Raw genomic sequence first — 21,237 nt, forward strand, 5'->3', positions numbered from 1 at the left:
TTAAGATAATGCAGAATGGGAAAGAGGAACTATGGCACTTCTGGAAATGAAAGGGATTAAAAAGTCCTTTAGTGGTGTGCCGGTACTAAAAGGCGTGGATCTTACAGTTTCGAAGGGTGAGGTCCACGCCCTTCTTGGTGAAAACGGCGCCGGCAAATCAACACTTATGAATGTTCTTACGGGCACAATACCCTGTGATGGCGGCAGCATTGTTTTCGACGGGCAGCAGGCTAAGAACATCACTGTAAGGAAAAGTGAACAGATGGGAATTGCATTTGTTCACCAGGAACTAAATCTCTTTAATGACTTAAAGGTATTTGAAAATATTTTCATAAACAGGGAGATAACAGGACCCTTAGGGATGCTGAATAAAAAGGAGATGATCCGACAGTCCAGGGAACTTTTTGAGAGACTGGGGATAAAGATGGACCCTTGTGCAATGGTTTCTGATTTAAGAACCGGGGAAAAGCAGCTTCTTGAAATCAGTAAATCACTGCTTACGGGAGCAAAGCTCCTTATCCTGGATGAACCTACAACATCTCTTAATAATGATGAGGTTGAGCATCTCTTTGCAATGGTACGTGACCTTAAGAAAAAGGGAATATCCTTTATTTTCATTTCACACAAGATGCCTGAGATTTTTTCATACTGTGATTCATACACTGTATTCAGAAACGGAGAGTTTATCGGAAGCGGAAAAATTGCTGACACAACTCCTGAGGAAGTGACAAAGCTCATGGTTGGTCATGCCAGGGAGCAGGGAAGCTATGAAAAGAGGAAGACCGGGGATACAGTATTAGAGCTGAATGATCTTTGTGGAAAAGGCTTTAAAAACATCTCTTTTAAGGTGAAGAAGGGGGAGATCGTAGGCTTCACCGGACTTCAGGGATGCGGAAGCAGTGAACTTATGCAGTGTCTTTTCGGGATAACAAAGCCCTTTAGCGGAAGACTTAAGGTAAACGGAAAAGAAGTTACAGCGCATTCCGTGCATAACTCAATGAAGGCAGGAATAGGGCTTCTTCCTGCAAACAGAAAAGAAACATCAGTGATTCCTGATATGAGCCTTATTGAGAATATGTATCTTGCTGAGCATACGCTTTCAGCCTGCAAGTTTCATATAAACAAAAAGGATGAAGCAGGAAAATACGAGCGATATAAAAAGCAGCTAAATATAAAAGCGGAATCGGGAAATTCTCCAATTGTATCCTTAAGCGGAGGAAATCAGCAGAAGGTATTTATCGCAAGATGGCTCAATACCGATGCGGAGATTCTTCTTTTTGATAATCCCACACAGGGAATCGATGTAGGCGCAAAGGAAGAAATATATAAGCTTATTCTTTCTTTGGCAAATGAAGGAAAGACAGTACTTGTAAATACATTAGAAATCCAAGAGCTCCAGAAGGTTGCTGACAGATGCCTTGTTTTCTACGACGGACAGATTGCGGGAACGCTCAGTCACGAGGAAATTGAAGAGCATACTGTGATGATGATATCAACCGGATCAGTGGCAAACGGAAATATTGAAACAGAGAACGAGGTAGAAACACAATGAACACAGGTAAGACAAAATCAAATATGCTGGGAAAGGTCTGGAGAGACTACAGCTTCATATTTGTATTTTTAATAATATTTCTGGTATATGCCATGACAAGCAGCGCCTTCACATGGAGTGCTACAATGAACATCTTCCGCCACTCAGCGGTTATAGGAATCGTAGCCCTTGGCATGGGACTTGTGTGCTTAACGGGTGAGATAGACTTATCTGCGGGATCAACACTTGCATTCGTAAGCGGTTTTTCTGTGGTGATCTTTAACATGACAGGTGGAAATGTATTGCTGACACTTATTTTTTCACTCATCATGGGCGCGGTATTCGGACTTATAAATGGATTTTTTGTTGGTGTGGTAAAAATGCCTTCCTTCATTGTTACACTGGCAACCATGCTGATTTACAGATCCTTTGCACAGTACTTTTGCCAGCACATTTCAAAGGACCTTATTGGCGGTGGCAGCTCAGTTTATAAGATGACTTCAAGCTATAGTGGCTATGATGCAATGTATGGATTCGGTAATGGAAAAATTGCTACATTTCCTATCGTTGGTCTGGTGCTCATTATTATTACTGTTCTTTTTGTCTACATATCAAATGACACCAAATTCGGAAAAAAGGTATATGCAGTTGGTTCAAGTGAAAAGGGCGCATTTATGAGCGGAATAAATGTGAGACTTATCAAATTAATGACCTTTGTAATAATGGGAATCATGGTAGGCGCAGCCGCTTTTCTCTGGATCTGCATGAACGGCTCCTCAGACCCTGCCACAACAGGAAACAGCTATGAAATGTATGCAATAGCAGCAGTAGTACTCGGCGGAATAGCAATGTCCGGTGGTAAGGGCAAGATGATAGGAATCCTCTTTGGATCCCTTTCCTACACAGTAATCGATAAGATCATCATTGCACTGAAGATGGACTCACTGATCAACAATGCAGTCAAGGGAATAATTCTTATACTTGTTATTCTTATTCAGGTAGCAGGACCTCAGATAAAAGAGAGATTTGCAGTGATGAAAAAAGATAAATAAACAGAATTTCCTATTCCTTTTGTGATAAGAAACCTCCTAAGCAGATTGGTTTGATAACGAAACTGCTTAGGAGGTTTTTGAGTTGTCTTATCTTTTGATTATTTAATACTTTGTAATGGTAGCATACGGATGTAATGCATATATCCTTGATCTTTATAAGGATTAACTCAGAACATAGAAATTGTCAATTTTCTTGTATCTGGAAGCAAAAAGAGAGTTAAGAATCAGCAAAGATATGACGTTGAAGTCAGCAGCGTCGATGAGCGATATATGTGTTTAAGCGTTTAGATAAGAAATTTTGGGATTCACGACTATTACGAAGAGAACTATTGTATAATATTTTCACAGGCATTAGTTTTAAGAGGATGGACTATGAATGATCAATCTTTTTCATTTGTAATTTATATGATACACGCATGTGCCAATAAGTGGGGGAAGCTTCCATCAGAAGTGTATGTTTTACTTACAAAAGCAGACTGTATAAATAAATATCTTGTTCCTCATTTTGATATATTGCACACACAGAGTACCAATGCTGTTATTGATGACATTGTGCAGTACTTGGGAGTAAGGGGCATCAAAGTATGAAAGTTTATCATGGATCAATTGAAGTAGTTAAGGCTCCGGATGTTTTGCATTCATCCAGAGCTTTGGATTTTGGTAAGGGGTTCTACGTAACAACTGTTAAGGAGCAGGCTGAAAAGTGGGCGAAGAGAAAGGCTGATCTTTATGATAAACCCGTTGGAGTAATAAACGAGTATGAGATGAAGACCGATAAGTCAGGCTTTATTGAAAAAACCTTCACAGATGATTTGGGCGAATGGATAGATTTTGTATGTAATTGCAGAGATGGTGGGGATGATTATCTTAAGTATGATCTTATCTCTGGAAAAGTTGCTAATGACAAGGTGTTCAGAGTCGTTGACATGTATCATCAGGGAATCTGGGACAAAGAAAGAGCATTAAAGGAAATCAAGGTATATGAAACCTATGATCAGATTGCATTTGTGAGTCAGAAGGCTATAGATCAGCTTCTTTCATATGTTTCTTACTATGAGGTATGAGTATGGATGAAAAAGCTTTGGAACAGGTATATCAAGAGAATCTTGAAGAGAGGATAATAAAATATCTGGCAGAGCAAAATGGATTTTCATTAGAAGAGGCTATGTCAGTATATTATTCCAGTAAGCTTTCGAATAAGATTCATGAAGGCCGAGAGGATATACAGTATCTCGACTATAAAGTTTTGAGTGATATATTAAAAGAAACTGAACCCCAGTTATTCGTATGATTATATAAATCCCGCCTTTCCGGGTTTGGAAGGGCGGGATTTTGCTGTCCTAGATTTGGGACACTTCTTAGAGTATACTTGAAAGTGAGGTCGCGAGAAGAACTTGTGGTTTAGGTTGTAAATGAGTTGAAAATTGAGTAATCTGCGACTTTTAAGAAAAGGAGAGTTTATGCTGCGTTTTGTATTTGGTGCATCAGGATCCGGTAAGAGTTACCGGCTTAGAGAATACATAATAGAGAGGAGCTGTAAGGAACCCGAGAGGAATTTCCTTATTGTGGTGCCTGATCAGTTCACTATGCAGACGCAGATGGACATAGTAAAACAGCATCCCGATCACGGAATCATGAATATAGATGTTGTGAGCTTTTCACGTCTTTCACACCGTATTTTCGAAGAGGTTGGTGAGAGCCATGAGAAGGTGCTGGATGATATGGGTAAGAGTCTTGTGCTAAGACACGTTGCCGAGGAGAATAAGAGCAGTCTCCCGGTGATTGGTGGAAGCATGCATAAGATGGGATATATAGATGAGGTTAAGTCCACTATCTCCGAGTTTATGCAGTATGGTATAGAACCCGGGATGCTGGATGACATCATGAAGGTCTGTGAGAATAAAGGCGCGCTGAGGTCTAAACTATTGGACCTTCAGCTTTTATACTCTGAATTTAAAAATTATATTAAGGGGAATTATATCGCTCAGGAGGAACTTCTTGATGTTCTTTGCAGGGCGCTTCCTTCATCAAAACTGATCGCTGACAGTGTTATTGCGTTTGACGGATTTACAGGGTTTACACCTATTCAGTATAGGGTTATATCCGAGATCCTGAGACTAACGTCAGAGGTTATCTTTTCGTTCTCCATCGGAGAGGAAGAGAATCCATATTTATATGATAAAAATGAGGAGCAGGATCTGTTTTTGCTGACGAAGAAGACTGTTCATGATCTTCTGCGCCTTGAATACGATAATGAGAAGAATTCAGGTCTGGTGGATGTTCCTGATTTTGAGAGATGGGCTGAGTATAGGAATGGGCATTGTGATGATGTTTTCCTTAAGGCCGGAGAAAAGGGCAGACATGCAGCTAATCCGGAGCTTGCTTTTTTGGAAAAGCATCTTTTCAGATATGGCAATGAGCACTATGGGGATACAGATTTACAGAAAGATAAGATAGGTGATGCTGATGGAAATGGCGAATCTCCTAAGGCTTCCTGCGAGAGTATAAGAATTCTCGAGGCTGACACCATAAACCAGGAGGTTCAGATGACTCTGTCCTCCATAAGAAAGCTCCTTAGGGAGAACCGTGAACTGCACTATCGCGATTTTGCCATAGTCTGCGGAAGCATGGACAGATATGCCACAGCTATTTCCGAGGAGGCTGAGAAGTATAACATTCCGATATATCTTGACCAGACAGGGAATGTGAAGCTTAATCCCCTTGTTGAAGCAATTAGAAGCGCGCTTCTTACAGTTATTTCCAAGTATAGCTATGAGTCTGTTTTCCATTTCCTTAGAAGTGGTCTTTCGCCACTATCTTCCGGTGAGGCGGATATACTTGAAAACTATGTCCGTGCGCTTGGAATTCGCGGTCAGAAGGGTTGGGAGAATGAGTTTACAAGGCTCCCCAAGAATCTGGCAAGCAGACTCAAAAAATCCGGTGATGATGAAGATAATGCAGTTATCGAGGAAGAGAAGAAGGCATATTTAGACAGTTTAAATGATCTGAGAACAAGGACGATAGGTGCACTTGGGCCGCTCTTTGCTGCTGAAGGCAAGACAGTTCTTGATTATTCTAAGGCTCTCTATGAGTTTTTGATGGGGCTTGATGCACAGGCTAAGATGTCTGAGTTTGAGAGAAAATTCAGAGAGCAGGGTGATGAGATAAGGGCTAAGGAATACTCGGCAATTTATCGCAAGGTGATTGCTCTTCTTGATCAGGTAACGGGGCTTATGGGTAATGAGAAGATTACCTGGAAGGAATATGCGGACATTCTTGATGTAGGATTTTCTGATTTCGAGATAGGAACAATCCCTCAGAGTGTGGATAGAATTGTTGTCGGGGATATTGAGAGAACGAGACTTAAGGAAGTAAGGACCTTGTTCTTCCTTGGTGTTAATGATGATCTGATACCTAAAGCAGCAGGTACGGGTGGAATCATATCAGATATTGAGAGACAGTACCTTGCAGACACGTTGAATGGAATAGAGCTTGCGCCTACACCCAGGCAGCAGATGTATATTCAGAGGCTTTACCTGTACATGAACCTTACCAAGCCTTCTGACAGGTTATATTTGACATTTGCTCATCTTGATCCAAGCGGAAAGAGTATAAGACCTGCTTATCTCATTGGTAAGATCAGGACCCTTTTCCCTGGTGCAAAGATTGAGCACTATGACGGCAGAGCCTGCGGAGACGTCATTCAGACGCCTCAGAATGGTATTGATTATGTGGCTTCGCATTTACAGGAATATGCTTTAGGGTACATGAATGATGAGGAAGAGAGAGCTTTTTCGGGACTATTTCATGCCCTCAGTGGCAACAGAGACAGGCTTGCCAGAATGATTGAGGCGGCAGGAAGCGGCTATGTTCACAGGCCTCTTTCAGAAGCTGTTGCGTCAGCTCTGTATGGGAATTTCCTTGTTAACTCGGTCAGCCGCTTAGAGAAATTCGCACAGTGTTCCTATGCACATTTCCTGCAGTATGGCTTAAGACTTTATGAACGTGAAGAGTTTGACTTTGATCATTCGGATATGGGTACTGTTTTCCACGGAGCCTTGGAAGTCTTTTCAAGAAAGCTCTCTGAAAATGATCTAACATGGGAGAACTTCACTAAGGAGCAGGGTGAGAAGATTATGGAGGAATCCCTCCTTGAATTTGTCGACGGCTACAACGGCAACATTCTTGAGAGCACCAAGCGCAATGAATATCTCATGGAGAGGATAAAGAGGATTCTGTTTAGGACTGTTGATACGCTGCAGTATCAGCTTAGCAAGGGATCCTTTGTGCCAAAGAGTGTGGAGACATCCTTTGATGAGGTAGGGGACATCGATGCCATTAACATCAGCCTATCGGAGGATGAGAAGGGCAGAATTCTGCAAAAGATGAAGCTCACAGGTAGCATAGACCGCATTGATACCTATGAGGATGAGAATCATGTTTATATCAAGATAATAGACTTCAAATCGGGAAGTAAGGATTTTGAGCTGTGTTCTTTGTATTATGGACTCCAGTTGCAGCTCGTAATGTATATGAATGTTGCGAGAGGTATGGCGGAAGCTACCAATAAGGGCAAAGAGGCAGTGCCGGCAGCTATTTTGTACTATCATCTGTCAGATCCTGTTTTAGATGGCGGTGATGTTTCAGAGGATGCTACAGGTGATGATATTAATGCTTTGGTAAGAAAAGCTCTTAAGACAAAGGGATTGATCAGAGAGGATGAAGGAGTTGCTTTTCTTCTTGATCATGATTTTGCAGGTGGATCTGATGTGGTTCCTTTGAAGCTTAAAAGCAGTGGTGGATTTGATAAAAGCAAATCTAAGGTTATGGCGCCGGAGGATTTTGAACAGGTTTCAGAGTATGTTAGCCGCCTTATAAAAAAGAGTGGCAGAAGTATTCTTCAGGGAAATATTGAGGTAAATCCTTATTCAATGGGGAGTAAGGACGCATGCACTTATTGCGGATTTAAGTCAATATGCGGCTTTGAGCAGGCTATACCGGGATATTCCTGCCGACAGCTTCCCAAGTTGGATAAGGATGAAGTGCTTGAACGTATAAATACAGAATTGAATGCATAAAAATTTAAAATTAAGCCTTCTCCCGAAAAGTGAGGAGGTGTCAGCGAAGCTGACGGATGAGGATTTATATGGGATTTACTAAAGAACAACAATCAGTCATAGATGCAAGAAAATCAAATGTACTGGTTTCCGCGGCAGCGGGATCCGGTAAGACAACTGTGCTTGTAGAGCGCATTATACAGAGAATCACGGGAGATAATCCTATAGATATCGATAAGCTTCTGGTGGTTACTTTCACAAGAGCAGCTGCAGCTCAGATGAAGGAGAAAATCCTTAAAGCTATACAGGCTAAGCTTGTGGAGGATCCCACAAATGCACATCTTCAGAGGCAGGAGACTCTTGTTCATGGAGCTCAGATAACTACCATCGATTCATTCTGCCAGTACATTATAAGGAACAATTTTAATGATATAGATCTTGATCCTTCCTACAGAGTGGCTGATGAAGGTGAGATTAAGCTCCTTCAGGGGGATGTCCTTGCGGAGCTGTTAGAGGATAAGTATGCGGAAGGCGATCCTGATTTCTTAAACTGCATGGAGTATTTTGCTACCGGCAGCACAGATAAGAAAGTGGAGGAATTCATTTTAAAGCTCTACAACTACGCAATGAGTATGGCAGATCCCGAAGGGTGGCTTAGGGAGAGAGCAGATGACTATGCCATAACGGAAGAGACCTTTGATGCTGCAGGGTTTGTTAAGGATGCGATAGAGATATTTAAGAATGATATCTCTGAGGCAAAGACCTATTATGAAATGGCGCTCAAACTGGCGGAAAATCCCGATGGTCCCTACTTTTATAGTGAATTATTTGAAAAGGAGCTTGAACAGGTAGAGAAAATCTGCAATACGAATTTTACTGATTTTAATGATGTGAGAGCTGCTGTAGTAGACTTTCAGTTTGATACTTTACCAAGAAAAAAGGATGATTCTGTTAATGCAGATAAGAGAGGTCGAGCAAAAGACTGCAGAGATAAGGCGAAGAAAGCTATAAAAGATCTGGCCTCAAAATATTTTTCAGAAGACAAAGCCACTATCTGCAAGCGTATGGAGCTTGCAAGAAAACCTGTAGCGACTTTTTCAGAGCTTGTAATAAGCTTCAAAGAGAGATTTGATGCGAAGAAGCGAGAAAAGGGAATAATTGACTTTAGTGATATGGAGCATCTGGCTCTCCAGATAATTAAGAATGGCGGAGCAGAGCAGTATCGTGATTATTTTGAAGAAGTCATGATAGATGAGTACCAGGATTCTAACGGAATTCAGGAAGAACTTCTATCAGCTGTTTCCGGAGTATCAATTGGCAAAAATAACAGATTTATGGTTGGTGATGTCAAGCAGAGTATCTATAAGTTCCGTCTGGCAAGGCCTGAGATTTTCATGGAGAAAATGAAGACCTATGAGTGGGAAGAAGGAACACCTTCAAGAAAGATATCGCTGCATAACAATTTCCGAAGCAGAAAAGATGTACTTTACAGTGTTAACTACATCTTCGACCAGATAATGGGTGAAGAGCTTGGAGGAGTCAGCTATAACAAGGATGCAAGACTTACTACAATTCGCGAATTCCCTGAGGCTGAGGATAAGAGAGCGTTTTCAACTGAGTATATGTTTGCTGATATCGGTAAGGCAGCGTCCGAAGATGCCCGTGAGATGGAGGCTAAGATGATAGCTACCCGTATCCATGAGGCTATGGAGAGCGGCATCGTCACCGGTGAAGATGGAAAGCTTAGAAAGGTCAGATATGGAGATATCGTTATCCTTCTTAGAACCGCAAAGGGATGGGATGATGTTTTCAAAAAGACTCTTGAGAGCAGAGGTATTCCTACATATATTGAATCAAGAACAGGATACTTTTCCGCTACTGAGGTAGTTACTGTTCTTAATTTCCTTAGAATACTCAATAATCCCAGACAGGACGTGCCGCTTGTCAGCGTGATGCACTCTGCCATCGGAGGATTTACCGACGAGGATCTTGCTCTTATTAAGGCTCACGACAGAGATGTAGAGAAGAGTAAGTTCGACAGCGGAAGCTTTTACGATATTCTTCTTCGCTGCATTACTCCGAAGGATGAAGAGGCAGACCAGAATATGGATGCTGCATCAGGCCAGTCTGATGCAGTAGAGTCTTCAGGGAAAACTGATAAGAAGATTTTTGATGTAGAGAAAATAGAGCGCTTCATAGCTCTTATAGATGAATACAGAACCAAAGCAGAATACATGCCTGTAAATGAGCTTATCAGGGACATACTTAATGAGACTCACTACAGCGAGTACTGTGCAGCCCTTCCTGGAGGAACCAAGCGTCTTGCTAACTTAAAGATCCTTGTTGAGAAGGCTACCGCATATGAACAGACCAGTTTTAGTGGAGTGTTCCATTTTGTTAAATATATCGAGGAGCTTGAAAAGTTCGAGGTTGATTACGGCGAAGCCAATACCCTTGATGAAAACGCTGATGTCGTGCGAATCATGAGTATCCATAAGAGTAAGGGACTAGAGTTCCCGATAGTTTTCCTTGCAGGTATGTCCAAGACCTTCAACTTTATGGATACCAGGGAATCCGTTGTGCTGGATGTTGATATGGGAATAGGAACCAATGTCATTGACCTTGAAAACAGAATCAAGTACAACACCCTTAGAAAAAGTGTCATGAGCGAGACCATGAAAATGAGTATTCTCGGCGAGGAGATGCGTATTTTGTACGTTGCCATGACAAGAGCCAAGGATAAGCTCATCATGACGGGTCAGGGTAAGATAGATATGGACGGCATTCCTGCAGAGAGCGATTTTGCGGGTAAACTCCAAAATTTCCTTTTCTTTAGAGACAGACCTGCCATAGAAGGAGAGCAGCCATATTTGCTTCCGTATTATCTAAGAAGCTCTGCAACTACATATCAGGACCTGGTTCTGATGGCACTTGCAAGACACGATGATTTTAAGAAGCTTGGGGAACTCATCGGACTTGAAATAAAGGATAAAAAGGGTGGCAATACAGATGTGCCTGATGAGGAAGCGATTTCCTTTGATTTCAGAATTATGACAGATAATGAACTGGAAGCAGAGGAGATTGGAAACGAAGTGACTGCCAGAGTTCGTCTTGATAACCTCACTTCAACGTCCGGAGACGAGGAGAAGGAATATGTAGATCTCTTTGCAAAGCGCTTTGAGGATACCTATGCATTTACTTCCTTCGACAGACTTTTTGTTAAGACCACGGTTACTGAGCTTAAGAAGGCTAAGCTTGAGCAGAAGGAGGAACCTTCAGCTCATCTCTACGAAGAGGAAGAAATAGTTCCTTCCTTTATAGAAACAAAGGAGAAAAAGGCTGAGGGAGCTGCAAGAGGTACGATTTATCACAGAGTCATGGAGCTTCTGTATGATGAGGATTCCACGATGCCTCAAAAGAATGCGACGAATTCTGGAAAGAGTACAGAGATTTTAAATAATAATGTGACTATGCATGACTTTGCTTCAATGTCTCCCGATGACAGAGCTGCTAATCTTGCGTCCTGGATGAAGGAGATGGAGGATATTGGTAAGATGCCGGAAGGCTCCTCAGAAAGCGTTGATGAGGCAGATATCCTTAAGTTCTACAATAGTGATACCGGTAAGCGTATGAAGACAGCTCATGATACCGGACGGCTTCACAGAGAGTCTCCCTTCATGATGGGAATAAAGGCCAATAAGGTTAATTCTGAGTTTCCTGAATCAGAGAGAGTACTTATTCAGGGAATAATAGACGTGTGGTTTGAGGAGGATGACGGACTTGTTCTTCTTGACTACAAGACAGACAAGGTAAGAAAGGGAAGCGAGCTTGTAGACAGATACTCGGTTCAGCTTGATTACTATCAGGAGGCGCTTGAGAGGATCACACATAAAAAGGTGAAGGAGAGAATAATCTACTCCTTCACCCTGGGCGAAACTATAAATTTGTAATTATGTAGTTCTTATCATGATGCAAGATGAAGCTGTTCTCTTACGTCTTCTTCATTTGCAAGATACTTGATTCTTGTAAATGCATTTCTGACTGCAGGAACACAGAGAATAGCAAATGTGAGCACTGCTTCAGCTCCGAGGTAGGAACCGTTATATACTAGTGAGTATCTGAAAGCGCTCATACCCTCAGGTGCATACTGGCCAAAGAAGATCACCCCTGAGAGTACTGCAAAGAACAGACGACCTAAAACACCTGCGATATAACCTAAGCTCATGCCATGCTTGAAACGTGAGAATAATCCGGAAACTCCAAGAGCACCAAACGCAAGGATATAATCACATATGAGCTGAGGAATACTGATGATATAGGGTCCGATGATGAGCTGAAGTAGTCCGTATGCGAGTGCAGAAGTAAGACCTGCTCTTACACCGTACAGATATCCTACGAATGTAATGAAGAACATTGAGAACAGTGTAACGGCTCCACCCATGGGCATCTCCCATATCTTGATCATTGATGTGATCATTGCCAGGGTAACGCACATTCCGGCAAATACAAGTTGTTTTACTGAGAAATGATTCTTTCTGTCTCTTCCTGTGAAAAAGCAGGCTGCAACAAGAGCAAGAATAAACAGGACTACCAAAAGTCCATATCCCAATGATGTAAGTTCGTAGGTGTCATCTACAAGATTCATAAATAATGACATAATAAAACCTCCTCCACTTTGCAATTTCGCTGTGGGGGAGGTTGTTTCATCATGAGTTCGCAGTGCGAATATAGATAAATGCTTCCTTACGCCGGAATTACCCGGTTCAAGTAATAAGGGTCGATGCCATCAGGCACCATCTCAGCAAAGCTCCCCTAGCAAAATATTATTAAGTATTTGAATTGTTATTAAATTGTTTTTTCGCTATTATTTAATGCTATTTTTGTGTTGTTGTCAATTGAATTTTTACAGAAGCGGAATACCATTATCCCTGGCATACTGCGTATATTCTTCATCCCAGAGAGAACACTGAACCTCTCCGATGTGAGCTTTTCTTAAGAAGAATAAGCAAAGTCTTGACTGTCCGATACCACCACCGATGGTATAAGGAAGGTTCTTTTCAAGAATTGCCTTCTGGAAAGGAAGCTCTGCGCGCTCTGTGCAGCCGGCCTTCTCAAGCTGAGTCTTAAGTGAATTCTCATCAACACGGATACCCATGGATGAGAGCTCAAGTGCAATATCAAGAACGGGATAGTAAACAAGGATATCACCGTTTAATGCCCAGTCATCGTAGTCCGGAGCTCTGCCGTCGTGCTTCTCACCTGATGCAAGAAGGTCACCGATCTGCATGATGAAAACAGCACCTTTTTCTTTGGTGATAAGGTATTCACGTTCCTTTGCATCTTTTCCCGGATACATATCTTCAAGCTCCTGTGAGGTGATGAAGAAAATATCGTGAGGAAGAATCTCTTCAATATAATCGTACTGGATTGACATGTACTTCTCAGTCTTGCGAAGTACCTTATATATAATGCGAACTGTGTCCTGAAGGAATTCAATGTTACGGTCTTCCTTGTTGATTGCCTTCTCCCAGTCCCACTGGTCTACAAACACGGAATGGATATTATCGGGAATCTCATCCCTTCTTATAGCATTCATATCGGTATAAAGACCTTCACCGACCTTGAAGCCGTATTTCTTAAGGGCGTAGCGCTTCCACTTTGCCAGGGAATGTACGATTTCAGCCTGGCGTTCATTCTCCTCACGAATATCGAAGGCAACAGGGCGCTCAACGCCGTTCAAGTTATCATTAAGACCTGACTCCGGTGCAACAAATAAAGGTGCGGTAACACGAAGGAGATTCAGATTCTCGGAGAGAGTATTCTGAAAAAAGTCCTTAACTGTTTTGATGCCGACCTGTGTATCATGCAGGTTTAATGCGGATGTGTAATCCTTGGGAATAATAAGATTTTCCATAACCATGCTCCTCTCATTTACATCTATTATATGATTAAAGCGCTTTTTTGAACTTCACGCAAGAAAAATCTTAAGAATTAGCATTGTTTTTTAAGAATTGATTTATCATAAGCATAGAAGGGGTGGTAAATTTTAACTTAATTAATTTTGTAAACCGCATAAACAAGGAAACTTAATCGTTTTAAGAAAGTCTTAAGAAATTCCTAAGAAAATCTACAATATTTTTTCAATCTTTTGATATATAATCATGGATTAGTAAGGAGATTAAAGACTATGGAAATTAAGAAAGTAATCAAATTAACACCCTATCAGGTAAAAGATTTTGTTAGCGCTGCAACTAAGTGCGATTTCGACGTAGACATTTCTTATAACAGGTTTACGGTAGATGCTAAGTCTATGCTTGGTGTCTTTGGCCTTAACTTTGATTGTCCGCTTACTGTTCGCTATCGTGGACATAACGCAGATTTCGAAAGCTATCTTAGTGAGCATGCAGTAGCTTGCTAATTATATATTGATATATAATTTTTATCTGAAACGATGTTCTCCCCATGATATACTGTCATGGGGAGTTTTTTTTAGCATAATCACTTAACGAGGTGAAACCGAGTTTAGTGAGTATGCCAGTTCTGGCGAGCGAAGCGAGAGCAGAACTTCCTTATGAAAAAAGGAAAAATATGAAAACTATCAATATATCCGTACGATCTCTGGTTGAATTTCTTTTCAGATCGGGGAATCTCGACAACAGAATACATCACGCACCGGATACGGCTATGCAGGAGGGCGGTAGGATTCACCGCATGATCCAGAAGAAAATGGGTGCGGATTATCAGGCGGAGGTCCCGCTTAGTTTCACATATACAAGTGACAATTACATATTGGTTATCGATGGCAGAGCGGATGGTGTCATGGAAAGGAGAGATAAGCCTCTTCTTATCGATGAGATTAAGGGAACCTACAGGGATCTTAAGAAGATAAATGAGCCTGACTATGTTCATCTTGCTCAGGCTAGATGCTACGCAGCCATAATTCTGAGGGAGAGAGGCCTTGATGGCATAAGTGTCAGAATCACCTACTGCAACATAGATTCTGAGGAGATTAAGCTTTTTGAGGAGGATCTCACTGCGGATGAGATAAATGAATGGTTTGACCATGTTTTATCCATGTATCACAGATGGGCAGAATATCTGGCAACCTGGGATGAAATAAGAAAAGAATCAATTCGCGCCGCTCAGTTCCCCTTTGCTTACAGAGAGGGACAAAAGGAGCTGGCGGCAGGTGTCTATAGGACAATCTATCATGGTAGAAAACTGTTTCTTGAGGCGCCGACAGGAACCGGCAAGACAATAACTACCGTATTCCCCGCGGTTAAGGCAATCGGTGAGCAAAAAGCGGACAGGATATTCTATCTGACAGCTAAAACCATAACGAGGACAGTTGCCGAGGAGGCCTTTGAGACACTTCGCAGAGAGGAAAAGCTGAAATTCAAGACAGTAACGCTTACAGCCAAGGAGAAGATATGCTTTCTGGAAAAAACTGACTGTAATCCTGTGGCCTGTCCCTACGCAGAAGGACATTTTGACAGGATTAATGACTGTATTTATGAGGTTATTACAGAGGCAGACAGCTTTGACAGACAGACCATAGAGAAATATGCAATAAAGCACAATGTGTGTCCCTTTGAGCTTTCTCTTGACCTTAGTCTGTTTGCTGATGCGATTATCTGTGATTACAACTATGTTTTTGATCCGTTCATCTATCTTAAGCGGTTCTTCGCCGGCGGAGATAAAAGCGACAATATTTTCCTTATAGATGAAGCTCACAACCTTCTTGACAGAGGTAGGGAGATGTATAGCAAAGAGCTATATCTTGATATGCTGACCGGGTTTGAACGTCTTATAAGTGCTGTTCATCCAAGGATTGCGGCTATTGTTCGCTCTCTTATAGCAGAGATGGAGAAGTACATGGATGCCTGTGAAACGGCTGAGGTTCTTCAGGATATAACTTCTATAATAAAAATAATCAACCTTCTCATAACAGTTATATCCTCATGGCTTGAGGATCATGCAGAGGGTATGTATAGGGATGAAATTCTGGAGTTTTATTTTGAAATATCCAGATTTGCAAATATTTATGAACTTATTGACGATAAATATGTGATTTTTTCAGAGATGGATGAAGAGAATGGCTTCAAGATAAAACTGCTATGCGCTGATCCATCCGAAAACCTCTCCAGATGTATGGATAGAGCAAAATCCACCATATTATTCTCGGCAACTCTTTTACCTATTCAGTATTATAAAAAGCTCCTTGGTGGAACGCCTGAAGATTATGAGATATACGCTCATTCCGTGTTTGATCCTTCAAAGTGTGGAAAACTGGTAGCCTCGGATGTTACAAGTAAATACACGAGGCGAGGTGAGAACGAATATAGAAAAATTGCCGCATATATTGATGCGATAGTTGGTGAACGGAGCGGTAATTATATGATATTTTTCCCGTCCAGAGTATTCATGGATGAGGTCGGATATATTTTTGAGCAGGAATTCTATGATGAAAGCAAACATGAAATACTTGTTCAAAAGGAGGTCATGACCGAGACAGAGAGGGAAGAGTTCCTTGGCCGCTTTGCGCCTGCCAATGACATTGATTTTGGAAGCATTATAAACATGGAAGTTGAGATTGAACCATCAAAAAGCATTTTGGGCTTCTGTATGATGGGAGGAATCTTCGGAGAGGGCATAGATCTTAAGGATGACAGCCTCATAGGTGTAATTATCGTTGGAACCGGAATACCCATGGTATGTAATGAAAGAGAAATTATAAAAGAATACTTTGAATTTAACGATGAAGATGGCTTTGATTATGCGTACAGATATCCGGGAATGAATAAAGTCCTGCAGGCAGCAGGCAGAGTTATTAGGACTGAAACTGATAAGGGAATAGTTGCTCTTTTAGATGAACGATTTCTTCAAAAATCATATTATGAGATGTTTCCGCGGGAATGGAATCAAATACTGAGAACATCGACCAGCAGAGTCAAAAATGATATAAAGACGCTCTGGAAGCGGATTGACGGATGTTGATAAGTGGAAACTATCATAAGAATCAAGGTGTTTTTCAAGCGTAAACAGGGTGTGGTTAACATAATAAATACATTAGAAATAATTATGTTAACCACACAATTGTATATAAAATTCGAATTATTTACAAAATAATGGCACTATTAATACAATATGACCCATGTTTACCAGGAAAATGACACTCGTGTACATGTGGATAACTCTGTGGAAATTGGGGATATTCAGAAAAACGCATTTTGGGAATGCGCATAAAATGTGATGCTACAGTGGTTTACGATATTAAGCACTAAATAATCGAAATATCAACATGATACTAATATAGTCAATAAAACTATGTAAACCATATGTATTATATGACAGGTGTGTCATATGGCAAATCATGCCTATATTTTCAATAAAAATAAGGTAAAATTCATCAACCTGACATTGCCATTTATTTGACAAAAACATAGGGTTTGAAATATCATAGAACAATATATCTATATAAATATAAGAGGACATTAGTTTATGAGAAAAGAATTGGCAAAGACCTATGATCCTAAAGGACTTGAGGATCGACTTTACAAGAAATGGGAAGACAATAAGTATTTTCATGCTGAAGTGGATGAGACAAAGAAACCCTTCACTATTGTAATCCCGCCTCCGAACATAACAGGTAAGCTTCACATGGGCCATGCCTTTGATAACACTCTTCAGGATATTCTTATCCGTTATAAGAGAATGCAGGGCTATAATGCATTGTGGATGCCCGGTACAGATCATGCTTCAATCGCTACTGAGGTTAAGATCATTGATACTCTTAAAGCAGAGGGTATTGATAAGAGAGACCTTGGAAGAGAGAAGTTTCTTGAGCGTGCCTGGGAGTGGAAAAAGGAATATGGCGGAACCATCATTTCTCAGCTTAAGAAGCTTGGTTCATCATGCGACTGGGACAGAGAGCGTTTTACCATGGATGAAGGCTGTAACGAGGCTGTTACAGAGGTCTTTTGTAAGATGCATGAGAAAGGCTACATATATAAGGGAAGCAGAATCGTAAACTGGTGCCCTGTATGTAAGACTTCTATTTCTGATGCGGAAGTTGAGTATGAGGAGCAGGCCGGACATTTATGGCATATCAAATATCCTGTAATAAATGAGGATGGTACTGTTTCCAAGACTGATTTCATAGAGTTTGCCACAACACGTCCCGAGACAATGCTCGGAGATACAGCTGTTGCAGTTAATCCCGACGATGACAGATACAAGAGCTTCAAGGGTAAAAAGGTTCTTCTTCCTATTGTAAATAGAGAACTTCCTATTGTAGAGGATTCTTATGTAGATATGGAATTTGGTACCGGTGTAGTTAAGATCACACCCGGCCACGACCCGAACGACTTTGAGGTTGGTAAGAGACATAACCTTGAAGAGATCAACATTCTTAACGATGATGCTACCATCAATGCCAACGGCGGTAAGTTCGAAGGCATGGATCGCTATGAAGCAAGAGAGGCTATCGTTAAGGAACTTGATGAGATGGGTCTCCTTGTTAAGATCGAGGATTATTCTCATAATGTAGGTACTCATGATCGTTGCCATACAACTGTAGAGCCTATGATCAAGGCTCAGTGGTTTGTTAAGATGGATGATCTTATCAAGCCCGCTTCAAATGCAGTTAAGGATGGCACAATAAAGCTTATTCCGCCCAGAATGGAGAAAACATACTTCAACTGGACAGATAATATTCGTGACTGGTGTATATCAAGACAGCTCTGGTGGGGACACAGAATCCCTGCTTACTACTGCGATAAGTGCGGTGAGACCGTTGTAGCGAAGGAAGCTCCGAAGGTTTGTCCTAAGTGCGGACATGAGCATTTCACTCAGGATCCCGATACACTTGATACATGGTTTTCATCAGCTCTGTGGCCGTTTGAGACACTTGGATGGCCTCACGACACTAAAGAACTTAAATATTTCTTCCCGACTGACGTTCTTGTTACAGGTTATGACATTATCTTCTTCTGGGTAATCAGAATGATCTTCTCAAGCTACGAGCAGATGGGAACATATCCCTTCAAGACCGTTCTTTTCCATGGCCTTATCAGAGATTCTCAGGGTAGAAAGATGAGTAAATCTCTCGGTAACGGAATTGATCCTCTTGAAATCATTGAGAAATACGGCGCTGATGCTCTGAGACTTACTATCGTTACAGGTAATGCACCCGGTAACGACATGCGTTTCTATAATGAGAGAGTAGAGAACAGCCGTAACTTTGCAAATAAGGTATGGAATGCATCAAGATTCATCATGATGAACATGAGTGAGGATGAAAAGAGTGCAATCCACCAGCCTCAGCCTGAAGGACTTGAGCCTGTAGATCACTGGATCCTTTCAAGACTTAACAATACTATCCGTGAAGTTACAGAGAACATGGATAAGTTCGAGCTTGGTATTGCGGTTCAGAAGATTTACGACTTTATCTGGGAAGAGTTCTGTGACTGGTACATTGAGATGGTTAAACCCCGTCTCTACAACTCAGATGATAAGAAGTCACACGAGGCAGCACTTTGGACTCTTCAGACAGTTCTTATCAACAGCCTTAAGCTTCTTCATCCTTATATGCCTTTTGTTACAGAAGAAATCTTCTGCACTCTTCAGGACGAAGAGGAATCAATCATGATTTCAGAGTGGCCTGTATATAAGGAAGAGTGGAACTATGCTGCAGACGAGAAGTCAATCGAGACAATCAAGGAAGCAGTAAGAGGAATCCGAAACGTTCGTACACAGATGAATGTTGCTCCTTCCCGCAAGGCTTTAGTATACGTTGTATCAGAAAAAGATGATGTCCTTGACATCTTCCGCACAGGTAAGCTGTTCTTTGAGACACTTGCAAGTGCATCTGAATCAGTTTGCCAGGCAGACAAGGCAGGAATTCCTGAGGATGCTGTATCAGTAGTTCTTGCTGAAGCTACTATATATATTCCTTTCTCAGATCTTGTAGATATTTCTGCAGAGATCGAGCGTCTTGAAAAGGAGAAGAAGCGCCTCGAGGGTGAGCTTAAGAGATCTCAGAATATGCTTACAAACGAGAGATTCCTTTCAAAGGCACCTGCTGAGAAGATTGAGGAAGAAAAAGAGAAGCAGAAGAAATACGAGCAGACCTATGCACAGGTCGAGGAAAGACTTGCTCAGCTTAAAAAGTGATGAAAATCTATGAGTGAAGAAATTACTAAGAACATAGACGCTTTGCTTGAGCGTCTCGATGCAGGGGAAAGGCTCGGATTCTACGAATGTGACCGCTTTGTCGACCATATACCCGCTTTTACCGAGAAGCATTCTGTCGAGGAGACCAGAAATTTCCTCGAATTTATAGGAAGTCCCGATAAAAACATGCACATCATTCATGTGGCGGGTACAAACGGCAAAGGTTCTGTATGCAATTATCTCTCTGAGATATTGAGACAGGCAGGTCTTTCAGTCGGCATGTTTACATCTCCGCACCTCACAAAGGTAACAGAGAGGTTTTGTATAAACGGCAAGCCGATTGAGGATTCTATTTTCTGTGAGATCTTTGGTGATCTTATAAGAAAAATCAGAGAGTATAAGTCAGAGAGTTATTTTCCGACATATTTTGAATTTCTGTTTTTTATGGGGATGCTTCTTTATGAGAAGTATCCTGTGGATTATCTTGTGCTTGAGACCGGTCTCGGTGGAAGGCTGGATGCCACAAACAGTATTCACAATCCTGTGCTTGATGTTATTACCGAGATAGGCATGGACCACATGCAGTATCTCGGCAATACTATTTCAAGAATTGCAGGTGAAAAGGCCGGTATAATCCGTAAGGATACTCCGCTTGTATTTTATAATAAGCGTGACGAGAGTACTGAGGTCATAGAGAAGCGCGCAGAGGAGCTTTCTGCAAAGACTTACAGGGTTGATCCCGAAGTTGTTTCAGAGATTAACACGGCTCCGGATGATGCAGGTAATATTTGCATTGATTTTTCATATGAATCTCAGTATGATAAATATTGCGGTCTGCGTTTGCAAACTATTGCAAAATTTCAGACAGAAAATGCTGCTATAGCGATAATGTGCACCAGAGCTCTTAGAGATATGGGCGTCAACATAACAGACGATGATATTAGCTATGGCCTTAAAAAGGCTAAGTGGGGCGGGAGAATGGAACTTATTCTTCCCGGTATTTATGTTGATGGAGCACATAATGTTGATGGTATGGAAGCTTTTCTTGAGTGCGCGGGGGAAGTTCCCTGTGATAAGAAGAGAATACTGCTTTTCGGAGCAGTTGCTGATAAGCAATACCATCTCATGATAAGGCAGATTCTTCAGAAGGGGCTGTTTGATGTTATATGCGTTTCGGTCCTTGAAACAGGAAGATCTGTTTCAGAGTCACAGCTAAGAGCAGCTTTTGAATCAGAGATGCGTTATGCGGATGAGAGTCGGAATATCCGTTTTTCCTATTATACAAGTGTTAGGGATGCTTTGATGGATATTATTACCGACAGGGGAGCCGGAGACGTTGTATATGCTGCCGGTTCACTTTATCTGGTTGGCCAGGTCAGAGAGACACTGGGCATAATGCCGGGTAATTGATTTACTTTTCTTA

At 41.4% G+C, this 21,237-nt stretch carries 13 protein-coding genes and 1 riboswitch; of the genes, 11 read left to right on the forward strand and 2 right to left on the reverse strand.

Annotated features, from left to right (window positions below; genetic code table 11):
- Positions 1-31: 31 nt before the first annotated feature.
- The 7 genes from G586_RS0112780 (at position 32) to addA (ending at position 11,590) form a co-directional block, all read left to right on the forward strand.
- Positions 32-1,552 (forward strand): sugar ABC transporter ATP-binding protein, encoded by a 1,521-nt coding sequence (locus G586_RS0112780; RefSeq protein WP_026528071.1) that lies wholly within the window; start codon positions 32-34, stop codon positions 1,550-1,552.
- Positions 1,549-2,583: an ABC transporter permease gene (locus G586_RS0112785; RefSeq protein ID WP_026528072.1), complete on the forward strand. Its 1,035-nt coding sequence runs from the start codon at positions 1,549-1,551 to the stop codon at positions 2,581-2,583. Before G586_RS0112780 ends, G586_RS0112785 begins: the two co-directional genes overlap by 4 nt.
- Before the next feature lie 372 nt (positions 2,584-2,955).
- A complete protein-coding gene (locus tag G586_RS0112790; protein ID WP_026528073.1) occupies positions 2,956-3,171 on the forward strand; it encodes a DUF3791 domain-containing protein in 216 nt (71 codons plus the stop codon).
- Positions 3,168-3,647: a DUF3990 domain-containing protein gene (locus tag G586_RS0112795; RefSeq protein ID WP_026528074.1), complete on the forward strand. Its 480-nt coding sequence runs from the start codon at positions 3,168-3,170 to the stop codon at positions 3,645-3,647. Before G586_RS0112790 ends, G586_RS0112795 begins: the two co-directional genes overlap by 4 nt.
- A gap of 2 nt (positions 3,648-3,649) precedes the next feature.
- The gene (locus G586_RS0112800) at positions 3,650-3,874 is read left to right on the forward strand and encodes a hypothetical protein (RefSeq protein ID WP_026528075.1); all 225 of its coding nucleotides are present in this window, start codon (positions 3,650-3,652) and stop codon (positions 3,872-3,874) included.
- A 169-nt stretch (positions 3,875-4,043) separates the two neighbouring features.
- Entirely contained in the window at positions 4,044-7,661 is a 3,618-nt protein-coding gene (locus G586_RS0112805; protein WP_035773262.1) for a PD-(D/E)XK nuclease family protein, read from the forward strand.
- Between the two features lie 68 nt (positions 7,662-7,729).
- Positions 7,730-11,590 (forward strand): helicase-exonuclease AddAB subunit AddA, encoded by a 3,861-nt coding sequence (gene addA / locus G586_RS0112810; RefSeq protein ID WP_035773265.1) that lies wholly within the window; start codon positions 7,730-7,732, stop codon positions 11,588-11,590.
- A gap of 14 nt (positions 11,591-11,604) precedes the next feature.
- Here the strand turns inward: addA and thiT are convergent, their stop codons facing one another.
- Positions 11,605-12,297 carry an energy-coupled thiamine transporter ThiT gene (gene thiT, locus G586_RS0112815; RefSeq protein ID WP_026528078.1) on the reverse strand — a complete coding sequence of 231 codons (693 nt, stop codon included), beginning with the start codon at positions 12,295-12,297 and terminating at the stop codon, positions 11,605-11,607.
- A 66-nt stretch (positions 12,298-12,363) separates the two neighbouring features.
- Positions 12,364-12,464: riboswitch (TPP riboswitch) on the reverse strand.
- A gap of 79 nt (positions 12,465-12,543) precedes the next feature.
- Complete coding sequence (gene asnA / locus G586_RS0112820) at positions 12,544-13,554, reverse strand: aspartate--ammonia ligase (RefSeq protein WP_026528079.1); 1,011 nt, start codon at positions 13,552-13,554, stop codon at positions 12,544-12,546.
- Between the two features lie 273 nt (positions 13,555-13,827).
- Here asnA and G586_RS0112825 point away from each other — a divergent pair, with 273 nt between their 5' ends.
- From G586_RS0112825 to G586_RS23015, 4 genes are all read left to right on the forward strand, one after another.
- Positions 13,828-14,058 carry an HPr family phosphocarrier protein gene (locus G586_RS0112825; protein ID WP_026528080.1) on the forward strand — a complete coding sequence of 77 codons (231 nt, stop codon included), beginning with the start codon at positions 13,828-13,830 and terminating at the stop codon, positions 14,056-14,058.
- A gap of 170 nt (positions 14,059-14,228) precedes the next feature.
- The gene (locus G586_RS23010; RefSeq protein ID WP_035773280.1) at positions 14,229-16,637 is read left to right on the forward strand and encodes an ATP-dependent DNA helicase; all 2,409 of its coding nucleotides are present in this window, start codon (positions 14,229-14,231) and stop codon (positions 16,635-16,637) included.
- 504 nt (positions 16,638-17,141) lie between these two features.
- On the forward strand, positions 17,142-19,814 hold the full coding sequence (locus tag G586_RS0112835) for a valine--tRNA ligase (RefSeq protein ID WP_026528081.1): 2,673 nt from the start codon (positions 17,142-17,144) through the stop codon (positions 19,812-19,814).
- Positions 19,815-19,823: 9 nt separating this feature from the next.
- Entirely contained in the window at positions 19,824-21,224 is a 1,401-nt protein-coding gene (locus G586_RS23015) for a bifunctional folylpolyglutamate synthase/dihydrofolate synthase (RefSeq protein WP_051204786.1), read from the forward strand.
- Positions 21,225-21,237 lie beyond the last annotated feature (13 nt).

It is taken from the genome of Butyrivibrio sp. VCD2006, assembly GCF_000423925.1.
GTDB lineage: Bacteria > Bacillota > Clostridia > Lachnospirales > Lachnospiraceae > Butyrivibrio.

Bases quoted from the DNA above. Each gene is read 5' to 3' on its own strand.
- thiT (WP_026528078.1), bottom strand. From the start codon at position 12,297: ATGTCATTATTTATGAATCTTGTAGATGACACCTACGAACTTACATCA.
- G586_RS0112795 (WP_026528074.1), top strand. From the start codon at position 3,168: ATGAAAGTTTATCATGGATCAATTGAAGTAGTTAAGGCTCCGGATGTT.
- G586_RS0112780 (WP_026528071.1), top strand. From the start codon at position 32: ATGGCACTTCTGGAAATGAAAGGGATTAAAAAGTCCTTTAGTGGTGTG.
- G586_RS0112835 (WP_026528081.1), top strand. From the start codon at position 17,142: ATGAGAAAAGAATTGGCAAAGACCTATGATCCTAAAGGACTTGAGGAT.
- addA (WP_035773265.1), top strand. From the start codon at position 7,730: ATGGGATTTACTAAAGAACAACAATCAGTCATAGATGCAAGAAAATCA.
- G586_RS0112785 (WP_026528072.1), top strand. From the start codon at position 1,549: ATGAACACAGGTAAGACAAAATCAAATATGCTGGGAAAGGTCTGGAGA.
- asnA (WP_026528079.1), bottom strand. From the start codon at position 13,554: ATGGAAAATCTTATTATTCCCAAGGATTACACATCCGCATTAAACCTG.
- G586_RS0112805 (WP_035773262.1), top strand. From the start codon at position 4,044: ATGCTGCGTTTTGTATTTGGTGCATCAGGATCCGGTAAGAGTTACCGG.
- G586_RS23015 (WP_051204786.1), top strand. From the start codon at position 19,824: ATGAGTGAAGAAATTACTAAGAACATAGACGCTTTGCTTGAGCGTCTC.
- G586_RS0112790 (WP_026528073.1), top strand. From the start codon at position 2,956: ATGAATGATCAATCTTTTTCATTTGTAATTTATATGATACACGCATGT.
- G586_RS0112825 (WP_026528080.1), top strand. From the start codon at position 13,828: ATGGAAATTAAGAAAGTAATCAAATTAACACCCTATCAGGTAAAAGAT.
- G586_RS0112800 (WP_026528075.1), top strand. From the start codon at position 3,650: ATGGATGAAAAAGCTTTGGAACAGGTATATCAAGAGAATCTTGAAGAG.
- G586_RS23010 (WP_035773280.1), top strand. From the start codon at position 14,229: ATGAAAACTATCAATATATCCGTACGATCTCTGGTTGAATTTCTTTTC.